Genomic DNA, 9737 nt, shown 5'->3' on the forward strand with positions numbered 1-9737 from the left:
ACATGGACACACGCACTCCATGACAAAATTCTCCCCATCTAAAGCAAAAACCCGCAGAATAAGCAATCGCTCATCCTGCGGGTTTCTTATCAGAGATCAATGTCTTTGTTGTTCAGCAATATCTAGACGGTTTAAAGCACGCTTGAGTGCCATTTCGGCGCGGTGTGCGTCGATTGCAGCTTGTCTGTCTGCAAGACGTTTTTCTGCGCGCGCTTTGGCCTGTTTGGCGCGAGCAATGTCAATGTTCTCTGCACGTTCAGCTGACTGGGCTAGAATGGTAACTTCCTGTCCGTTAACTTCGACGAAGCCTCCGGATACAGCAACCCATTCGGTATGGTTGCCGTTTTTCAAACGGACAGCGCCAATATCAAGCGGCGCGACCATTGGAATATGTCCGGCAAGAATACCTAGTTCCCCAGTTTTTGCTTTTGTGCTGACCATTTCCACTTCATCTTCCAAAACAGGACCGCCAGGAGTAACTACAGAAACTTTAATCGTTCTCATATATGCGCCCTCCTATAGGATCCGTTTGGTTTAAGCCTCTACGCCCATTTGCTTAGCTTTTTCAACCACGTCTTCGATGCGGCCGACTAGGCGGAATGCATCCTCAGGAAGGTGGTCGTACTTACCGTCAAGGATTTCTTTGAATCCTTTAACAGTTTCTTTAACAGGCACGTAAGAACCTTTTTGGCCAGTGAATTGCTCTGCCACGTGGAAGTTTTGAGATAGGAAGTTTTGAATACGACGCGCACGCGCAACCGTCAATTTATCTTCCTCACCTAATTCATCCATACCGAGGATGGCGATGATATCTTGCAATTCTCTGTAACGTTGAAGCGTTGATTGGACGGCACGAGCTACTTCATAGTGCTCTTCTCCGACGATGTCTGGAGAAAGGGCGCGAGAAGTGGAAGCCAGCGGGTCCACCGCAGGGTAGATACCCATCTCGGATAATCTACGCTCTAGGTTTGTTGTTGCATCTAAGTGGGCGAATGTTGTAGCCGGAGCCGGGTCAGTATAGTCATCGGCTGGTACATAGATTGCTTGGATAGATGTAACAGAACCTACGTTAGTAGATGTGATACGCTCTTGTAATTGACCCATTTCAGTCGCCAATGTTGGTTGGTAACCAACGGCAGAAGGCATACGTCCAAGAAGGGCGGATACTTCAGAACCGGCTTGTGTGAAACGGAAGATGTTATCGATAAAGAACAATACGTCCTGGCCTTGAACATCACGGAAGTATTCAGCCATTGTCAAACCAGTCAAGGCAACACGCATACGTGCTCCAGGCGGCTCGTTCATTTGTCCGAATACCATCGCTGTTTTCTTGATAACGCCAGAGTCTGTCATTTCGTGGTAAAGGTCATTACCTTCACGTGTACGCTCACCAACACCGGCGAATACGGAAATACCGCCGTGCTCTTGAGCGATGTTGTTGATTAATTCTTGGATTAGAACGGTTTTACCTACACCGGCACCGCCGAACAATCCAATCTTACCGCCCTTGATGTAAGGAGCAAGCAAGTCTACTACTTTGATCCCTGTTTCAAGGATCTCAACTTCAGTAGATAATTCTTCAAATTTAGGAGCTTCCCTGTGGATAGGGTCCTTTTGATAATCCCCTTCTAATGCAGGATCAAGGTCAATTTTCTCTCCCAATACGTTGAATACGCGACCAAGTGTTACGTCTCCAACTGGTACAGAAATTGGTGCTCCTGTGTCGATTACTTCCGCGTTACGGACCAATCCGTCTGTGGAAGCCATCGCAATTGTACGAACTGTATCATCGCCTAAGTGAAGAGCAACTTCCAAAGTAAGGTATTCCGCTTCATCAGCTGGAGCTCCTTTGGAAACATTAATCTTCAGAGCGTTATAGATCGCAGGCAGTTTGCCGTTTTCAAAACGAACGTCGACAACCGGACCCATGACTTGAGTAACGCGTCCTATGTTCATTCCATTCCCTCCTATTTACTCTAATGCCGAGTGAGTGCTTCAATCTATTGTTCATCCATTTATCTATTCGAGTGCGGCAGCTCCGCCGACAATCTCGGTGATCTCTTGTGTGATCGCTGCTTGACGGGCACGGTTGTATGTGAGCGTGAGTGAGGCGATAAGATCAGATGCGTTATCTGTCGCACTCTTCATCGCTGTCATACGGGATGCGTGCTCGCTGGCCTTCCCGTCCAATAGCGCGCCATAGATGAGGCTTTCCGCATATTGTGGGAGCAACACTTTAAGAATTTCTTCTTGGTTCGGTTCAAACTCGTAAAGCGTTGAGGCTGAATCTGAATCAACACTTCCAAGAGGCAACAATTTCTTTTCCGTTACCTCTTGGGAAATAGCACTGATAAAGTGGTTGTAATACATATAGATTTCATCCACTGTTTCATCTGCGAATAATTTCACCGTACTGGATGTAATTTCTTTAATGTCATCAAAAGTTGGCTGATCAGAAATCCCTGTAAGCTCTTGGATGACGTTCATTCCGCGCATGCGGAAGAATTCACTGCCCATACGCCCAAGTACGATAATGCCGTACTCATCCGGGGACTTATGGCGCTCACTGATTGTCTGATAAACCTTTCTTAAGACACTGCTGTTATATGGTCCAGCCAATCCGCGATCGGAAGTGATAACTACGTAACCAGTTCTTTTCACAGGACGCGCGACGAGCATCGGATGAGATGCATCCTTGCTTCCGTTCGCGATGCTTGATACGACCTCTTGGATTTTCTCCATGTACGGTACAAAAGCTTTCGCGTTTGTTTCGGCACGATTCAATTTGGAGGCGGAGACCATTTGCATGGCTTTTGTGATTTGGCTCGTTTTCTTTGTTGATTTTATACGCGCATCTATATCACGTAATGATGCCATTCATTCTCACCATCCTTCTATTAATGCCTATCCTGTTATTCCGATACAACAAATTGTTTTTTGAATTCAGTAATGGCTGCGTTCATATCTTGTTCTTCTGGAAGTTTGCCAGTAGAACGGATATGGTCATAAAGTTCTTTATGGTTGCGGCCAGTCCATTCGATGATTTCTGCTTCGAAGCGTCTGATATCAGCGAGTGGAATATCGTCTAAGAATCCGCGAGTCAAGCAGTATAGGATTAATACTTGCTGTTCTACACGAAGCGGTTTGTGAAGGTCTTGTTTCAATACCTCAACCGTACGTGCACCACGGTTCAATTTCGCTTGTGTTGCTTTATCCAAGTCAGATCCGAATTGGGCAAAGGCTTCAAGCTCACGGTAGGATGCCAAGTCCAAACGAAGGGTACCGGCAACGCTCTTCATTGCTTTAATTTGAGCGGATCCACCTACACGGGATACGGAAAGACCTGCGTTGATGGCAGGGCGTACGCCGGAGAAGAATAAGTCAGATTGCAAGAAGATTTGTCCATCCGTGATGGAGATAACGTTTGTTGGGATGTAAGCAGAGATATCGCCTGCTTGTGTTTCAACGAACGGTAATGCTGTGATGGAACCAGCACCTAATGTATCATTCAATTTAGCTGCACGCTCGAGCAAGCGGGAGTGCAAGTAGAATACGTCACCTGGGAAGGCTTCACGGCCTGGAGGACGACGAAGGAGCAAGGAAAGCTCACGGTAAGCCGCAGCTTGCTTGGATAGATCATCGTACACGACAAGAACGTGCTTGCCTTGGCGCATGAAATACTCACCCATTGTTACGCCGGAGTAAGGAGCTAAGTATAATAGCGGTGCCGGCTGAGAAGCAGATGCAGATACAACGATTGTGTAATCAAGTGCACCATACTTACGGAATGTTTCAACTGTTCCACGAACCGTTGATTCTTTTTGACCGATGGCAACATAGATACAAATCATGTTTTCATCCTTTTGGTTAAGGATTGTATCTACTGCTACGGATGTTTTACCAGTTTGACGGTCTCCGATGATCAATTCACGTTGTCCGCGTCCGATTGGAACAAGGGCATCAATCGCCTTGATACCAGTTTGAAGCGGCTCATGAACAGATTTACGGTCCATAACGCCTGGTGCGTTGTTTTCGATTGGAAGTGTATCAGTTGTCGCGATTGGACCCATGCCATCAAGCGGTTGTCCGAGGGAGTTTACAACGCGGCCAATAAGCGCTTCACCCACCGGTACCTCCATGATGCGTCCTGTGCGGCGAACTGTGTCACCTTCTTTAATGTCGCGGAAAGGACCGAGGATGATAACACCTACGTTATTCTCTTCCAAGTTTTGCGCCATACCTACTACACCGTTAGAGAACTCGAGAAGCTCTCCGGACATGGCGTTGTCCAATCCATGAACACGCGCGATTCCGTCTCCGACTGTAATAACCGTGCCGACTTCGCTCACTTCTATCTCAGATTGATAGCCTTCAATTTGTTTCTTAATCAGCGCGCTGATTTCTTCAGCTCTGATGCTCATGAATTTCACCCCTAACTTCTAATATTAACCGAGCAGACTGCGCTCTAAGCGATCGAGTTTCCCTTGGACCGTACCATCAAAAATACGGTTTCCGATGCGGATTTTGATGCCGCCTAAAAGATTGCTGTCTACGATATTTTCAATGCGCAATGCTTGTTTTCCAATTTTACGGGCAAAAACCTTCGAAATGCCTTCTTGCTCCGCGTTGGATAACGGTTTTACAGAGTACACTTTCGCGTCAACGATTCCTGTATGCTCATTCACCAGCAAGATGAATTCATCCGCAAGGTCTGGCACGATTGTTTCCCTGTGTCGTTCTACAAGAAGCATCAACAGGTTTTGGATGGAAGGAGAAGCAGTTGCGAAAGCTTCTGCAATCGCTTGTTTCTTGTTTTCCATAGAGACCTTTGGATGTTCAAGGAACTCGATAAAGCGGCCATTCGTTTCAAAAACGTCTTTAACCGTTCTGATTTCCGTTTCCAAGCGGTCGATTTGGTTTTCTTCCTTAGCAATTTGGAAAAGAGCATTTGCATAGCGTTTCGCTGCAAGTGTTTGACTCATCGCTCTTCTCCTGCCTCTTGAATGTATTCATTGATCAATTTTTCCTGGTCTTTTGCACTAAGTTCTTTTTCAATCACTTTAGACGCAATTAGGACAGACAAGGATGCAACTTGTTCACGAAGGGCAGCAACAGCTTTTTCTTTTTGCTGTTCGATTTCGCGGGTCGCTGATTCTTTCACACGTTCAGCTTCCTGGCGTGCTAGTGCCATGATTTCTTCACGCTGAGTTTCGCCATGCTTCTTAGCTTCTTCAATGATCGCTAATGATTCCTGGCGTGCTTCCTTCAGCATTGTACGTTGTTCTTCAAGCAAAGCAGCTGCTTCCGCACGGCTTTTCTCTGCCGTTTCGATTTCATTCGCAACGTGGGCTTCACGTTCTTTCATGATTCCCATAAGCGGGCCGAATGCGAATTTCTTCAATAAAAGCATCAAGATGATGAATGCAAGCAATTGGAAAAGGATATCACCTGTATTCAATCCATCATGCGATGCTGCTGCTCCGAGTACCAAATTATTAAATAACACCCCTATTTCACTCCCTTCAGAAGTCTTTACAAGCATATAGTAGAGCCATTTAACGAATGGCTGATTTTACAAAGGCATAAAGGAATGGCGAAGATACCTGACTTAAGATTCTCCGCCATCAATTTTGTCAATTATCTGTTCAATACCATGAACGCGATAACTACCGCGATGATCGGAATCGCCTCAACTAGTGCTACCCCGATGAACATTGTTGTTTGAAGCATACCACGTGCTTCAGGTTGACGTGCAATACCCTCTACTGTACGAGATACGATCATACCATTACCAATACCTGCTCCAAGAGCGGCTAAACCGATTGCGATTGCTGCTGCGATAACTCCCAAACTCATTATGAAGTTCCTCCTTTAAATTGTATAACTAGTATTTTGGATTTGTTTATATTATTAATGGTCTTCACTGACTTTATGGGCCATGTAAACCATCGTTAACATCGTAAAGATAAACGCTTGGATTGCTCCAATGAACACACTGAAGCCTTGCCAAATGATTGTTGGTGCTAACGCTAATGCGCTGCTCCAGAAATTTGTTGCTAATGACCCTGCCAATAGGCTGAGCAAGATTTCACCCGCATAAATATTACCGAATAGACGCAAGCCCAATGTAAGGGTGTTCGCGAATTCCTCAATAATCTTTAAGGGAAATAAGAATGGCATTGGTGCTACAAAGTTTTTGCCGTAACCTTTCAGTCCGCGCATCTTGATGCCGTAGAAGTTGGTTAATACGACAATCATGACAGCGAGCGTTAGGGCGACAACTGGATCAGCTGTCGGTGATTTCCACCACAGATCTCCATTATAGGTTACTGAGAACGGCAAGCCGAGCATATTCGATACGAATATGTACATGATTAAGGTCGTCCCAAGAATTAGGAAACGCCCGCCTGTGTTCCAGTCCATGTTGCTGTTAATGATGTTTCTTACGAAGTCGATTACCCACTCCATGAAGTTCTGCATTCCGGTAGGCTTCACTGCCAATTTCCGGGTGGCCAGGACAGCAATGAGAAAGACAATGACACTCGCCACAGTAATCATCAGAACATTACCAAGGTTAAAGGTAAGACCAAAAAGTTCTGCTGTTGGTGCTCCATGATTCAATCTATATTCACCTCTTTTCCCCCCGCCAAGTGTTATGGATTAGTAAATCTATTATAACGACAAGATAACCTGCCATTAATCCCAATATCACAAAATAAATATTGAATAGTTCCGGAAACTCCATTGCAATGGCAACAGCCAGTACAGCGGCAGCCATCCTTGAGATGGTTCCGAGTGATTTCACGCCTCTTCCTTGAAGAATGGCTTCACCCAATTGATTGGTCTTTCTTGATAGCAGCCATATATTATAAATACCAATGACGCTGCCGAGGATTAACCCTAAACTTTCAGCCTTAAATGGCGTAAAACCCCAAAGGATACAATAAATAGAGAGAAGGGTAAGCGTATGCTTCAAATATCGTTTAAATACAAAGTGGATTTCTAGCATTTAGGATTCTCCATCAAAGTAGTTGTTGATTGTACGTACGGCAGCATAAATGCCGACCGAAAGCCCAACCAGGAGACAAAGGATTAAAAAAAGAGGTTCCATTTGATAACGATCATCAAGCCATCTACCGCCAAATATCCCTATCAGCACGGGGCCGGTCAATTGTGACAAGACGGCAGAATAGAGACCCATCGCGCGGAAAGCGGACTGATTTTTCTTCTGCTGCATCCTATCTCCCAAGGGCGTATGTATTAGGCAGATTGCACTGGACATTCGTATAAAACAGCCATACGGAGATGTCAATTTGAAAACCCTACCAATTATGCCCCATGTTAGAATACAATAGGGGAATATTATTGTCAATTGAGACGGGAACAAAACTCATTCCCTAAACTTGAAGAAAATTGAAAAGTAGTGGTTTCATTGACATACTTTCTATTGTACCTTATCCCCAATGTAAATAGGGACTTTGATTACCAATTCTTTGTCATCTTTTTTTAGTTTTGTCACAATTTCGTAAAAATTTGACGGATAATCCTTGTCTATCTTGATCTTTCGCTTGAAAAGTCCTTTCTTTACCCCTTTATATACTCCTATCTGATCCACAAACAGCAAGGAGTCATACTCGTACAAGGAATATTCCACTTCATCTGCGCCAAAGGGCAAATAGATGTTTACCTCAATCACCTTTGTATCTTTCGCATATTCCGCCTCGAGACCGCGGCCAATTGGATAATTCGGCTCCTTCATGGCGAATAGATAGGGAATCTGAATCTCTTCTCCATCCTCGTACATTTTTAAGTATCCATCTTTTAGGGCAACCTTATCCATCCAATCATTAAGTTCGAGGGTAATATCAGTAACTTTTTTCTCTCCAGGCCCAAGGGAGAACATGCGAGGCAGCCTCCAGGATATAAATCGCTCCTTCGGCGGGATTGAAAAGGCATACCGCTTCTTCCTTTTACTCTTATTATGAATAATGATCGTCTTCTTTACTGATGAGCCATTTTCCATCAAACCAAATGTGAGCGAGGATGGCGAAAGAAGCGTTTCTTCTTTGACGGCTTTCTGAGGGTTGACTCTTCCTGCTCCCTGCTCAAATGTATGATACTGTTTAAGCGGTGATGCCGTTGTCATTAAAGCAGACTTTATCTCCTGCGGTGTCCAATCTGGATGCGCCTCCTTCATCAATGCACAGACACCTGCCACAAATGGCGCAGCCATGCTCGTCCCCTGCAGGGCAAGATACTTCCCTCCCGGAACCGTACTGTCAATCTGGACACCAGGTGCAATCACATCCGGCTTAATGCCGAGATTATCGATGACCGGCCCGCGCGAGCTGAAGGAAGCAAGCTTTCTCTCCTCCACATGCTCTTTCATTTGAACAGCCACCGGCTTACCTGACTTTAGTGCCTGAAGAATTCGTTCTCCATCCTTCTTTGTCATCGTCGCAACCGGAATCTCAGACGTCATTCCAATTGAAGCACTGAGCTCCCCTATTTCATTATTAAAAATAAGAACACCTGCGGCACGAGAACGAATCGCCCGCTTTACTTTTTCCTTAAACGTAATCTCCCCTCTTTGGACAAGTACAAGCTTGCCATCGAGTTGTTCCTTCGAAAGATTGGCTCCATTCCCTCCATTCACAATCCGCATGGAATGAGAGAACTCCCATGGCGCAGCCCCGGCAACCGGTGAGATCTTCATATCCTTGCCAGCTCCAAGACTGATGGTTTGCGTGCGCGCTGCCTCAGAACTGGCGCCAACACTAATGGCACGCCCGCTTGTGCCAGGCGATCCAATTGTCCACACACCTGGTCCGTCATTTCCGTTCGCCACGACAGCTGTCACACCTTTTTTCACCGCCTCATCCAAGGCAACGGATGTCGGCAGGTCTGGTCCATTGACCGTATCACCAAGTGAAAGATTGATAATATCCATCCCATCCTTCACGGCACGCTCAATGGCAGCAATGACTTGGTCAGTCGTCCCTCTCCCCCCGGGCCCTAAAGCACGGTATACATAAAGATCCGCATCCGGGGCCACTCCTTTCATGCGACCGTTGCCCGCAATGATGCCTGACACATGCGTCCCATGAATCGTTGCCCATTTCGGACTCCCCATTGTCTCCATCGGGTCGTCATCCTCGTCGACCACATCATACCCGCCCTTATAATTCTTCTTCAGATCTGGATGCGTATAATCCACACCTGTATCAATCACCCCTACCTTCACTCCTTTGCCCGTGAACTTCTGTGTGCCAAAGGACGGCTTTAGACGAGTAGATGATGCCGGAGCTTTCTGAATAGTGGTTTGAAGGCTTTCCGTCTTATGAATGGACCATACCTCCTCCTCTTGTTCAAGCTCACGGATCAATGCAGGCGGAACAACCGCAGAGAACCCACGAAAAACAGCAGAATATTGGCAGCGCGGTATTATGGACGGATACTTGCGGGTAAGCGACTGAATCGCCTCCTCTACCGGCAACTCTTCATTCACTTCAATAATAACCGGATTATCAGAGGCACTGCCGACAGCTGGTACAGCTATAGGAAAGACAAGGATTGTTGCAAAGAATCCAATGACCAGGAACCTGTAATTACTTCTATATTTCATATCCATCACATCCTTGCCTTTATGATGGTTTAACGAGTGATGGTTATACATGAAGGATGGGAAGATAAATGCGCGGGTGTTTTTTAGAAGGAGACTAGGATAAAAATCACTT

The 9737-nt window shown here is 45.8% G+C and carries 11 protein-coding genes; all 11 read right to left on the bottom strand.

Translation table 11 applies throughout. The annotated features are described in order from the left end of the window. Nucleotides 1-96: 96 nt before the first annotated feature. Nucleotides 97-504, bottom strand: a complete 408-nt coding sequence (locus ACI35L_RS10985) for a F0F1 ATP synthase subunit epsilon (RefSeq protein WP_049669320.1) — start codon at nucleotides 502-504, stop codon at nucleotides 97-99. A 30-nt stretch (nucleotides 505-534) separates the two neighbouring features. Next, nucleotides 535-1956 (bottom strand): F0F1 ATP synthase subunit beta, encoded by a 1422-nt coding sequence (gene atpD, locus ACI35L_RS10990; protein ID WP_049669319.1) that lies wholly within the window; start codon nucleotides 1954-1956, stop codon nucleotides 535-537. 63 nt (nucleotides 1957-2019) lie between these two features. After that, on the bottom strand, nucleotides 2020-2877 hold the full coding sequence (locus ACI35L_RS10995; RefSeq protein WP_439802898.1) for a F0F1 ATP synthase subunit gamma: 858 nt from the start codon (nucleotides 2875-2877) through the stop codon (nucleotides 2020-2022). 35 nt (nucleotides 2878-2912) lie between these two features. Beyond that, nucleotides 2913-4421, bottom strand: a complete 1509-nt coding sequence (gene atpA / locus ACI35L_RS11000) for a F0F1 ATP synthase subunit alpha (protein ID WP_439802899.1) — start codon at nucleotides 4419-4421, stop codon at nucleotides 2913-2915. A gap of 24 nt (nucleotides 4422-4445) precedes the next feature. Next, a complete protein-coding gene (locus tag ACI35L_RS11005) occupies nucleotides 4446-4982 on the bottom strand; it encodes a F0F1 ATP synthase subunit delta (protein WP_439802900.1) in 537 nt (178 codons plus the stop codon). Continuing rightward, nucleotides 4979-5506 (bottom strand): F0F1 ATP synthase subunit B, encoded by a 528-nt coding sequence (atpF, locus tag ACI35L_RS11010; protein WP_049669315.1) that lies wholly within the window; start codon nucleotides 5504-5506, stop codon nucleotides 4979-4981. Before atpF ends, ACI35L_RS11005 begins: the two co-directional genes overlap by 4 nt. 131 nt (nucleotides 5507-5637) lie before the next feature. Further along, the gene (atpE, locus tag ACI35L_RS11015) at nucleotides 5638-5856 is read right to left on the bottom strand and encodes a F0F1 ATP synthase subunit C (protein WP_104848543.1); all 219 of its coding nucleotides are present in this window, start codon (nucleotides 5854-5856) and stop codon (nucleotides 5638-5640) included. A gap of 54 nt (nucleotides 5857-5910) precedes the next feature. Further along, entirely contained in the window at nucleotides 5911-6621 is a 711-nt protein-coding gene (gene atpB / locus ACI35L_RS11020) for a F0F1 ATP synthase subunit A (protein WP_439802901.1), read from the bottom strand. A 7-nt stretch (nucleotides 6622-6628) separates the two neighbouring features. Then, a complete protein-coding gene (locus ACI35L_RS11025; RefSeq protein ID WP_049669313.1) occupies nucleotides 6629-7009 on the bottom strand; it encodes an ATP synthase subunit I in 381 nt (126 codons plus the stop codon). Beyond that, complete coding sequence (locus ACI35L_RS11030; protein WP_049669312.1) at nucleotides 7010-7237, bottom strand: AtpZ/AtpI family protein; 228 nt, start codon at nucleotides 7235-7237, stop codon at nucleotides 7010-7012. A 207-nt stretch (nucleotides 7238-7444) separates the two neighbouring features. Then, nucleotides 7445-9737, bottom strand: a 2293-nt coding sequence (locus ACI35L_RS11035; protein WP_439802902.1) for a S8 family serine peptidase, incomplete at its 5' end; no start/stop codon positions are given.

Origin of the sequence: Pradoshia sp., assembly GCF_051873915.1 — a bacterium.
Classification (GTDB): Bacteria; Bacillota; Bacilli; order Bacillales; family Pradoshiaceae; genus Pradoshia.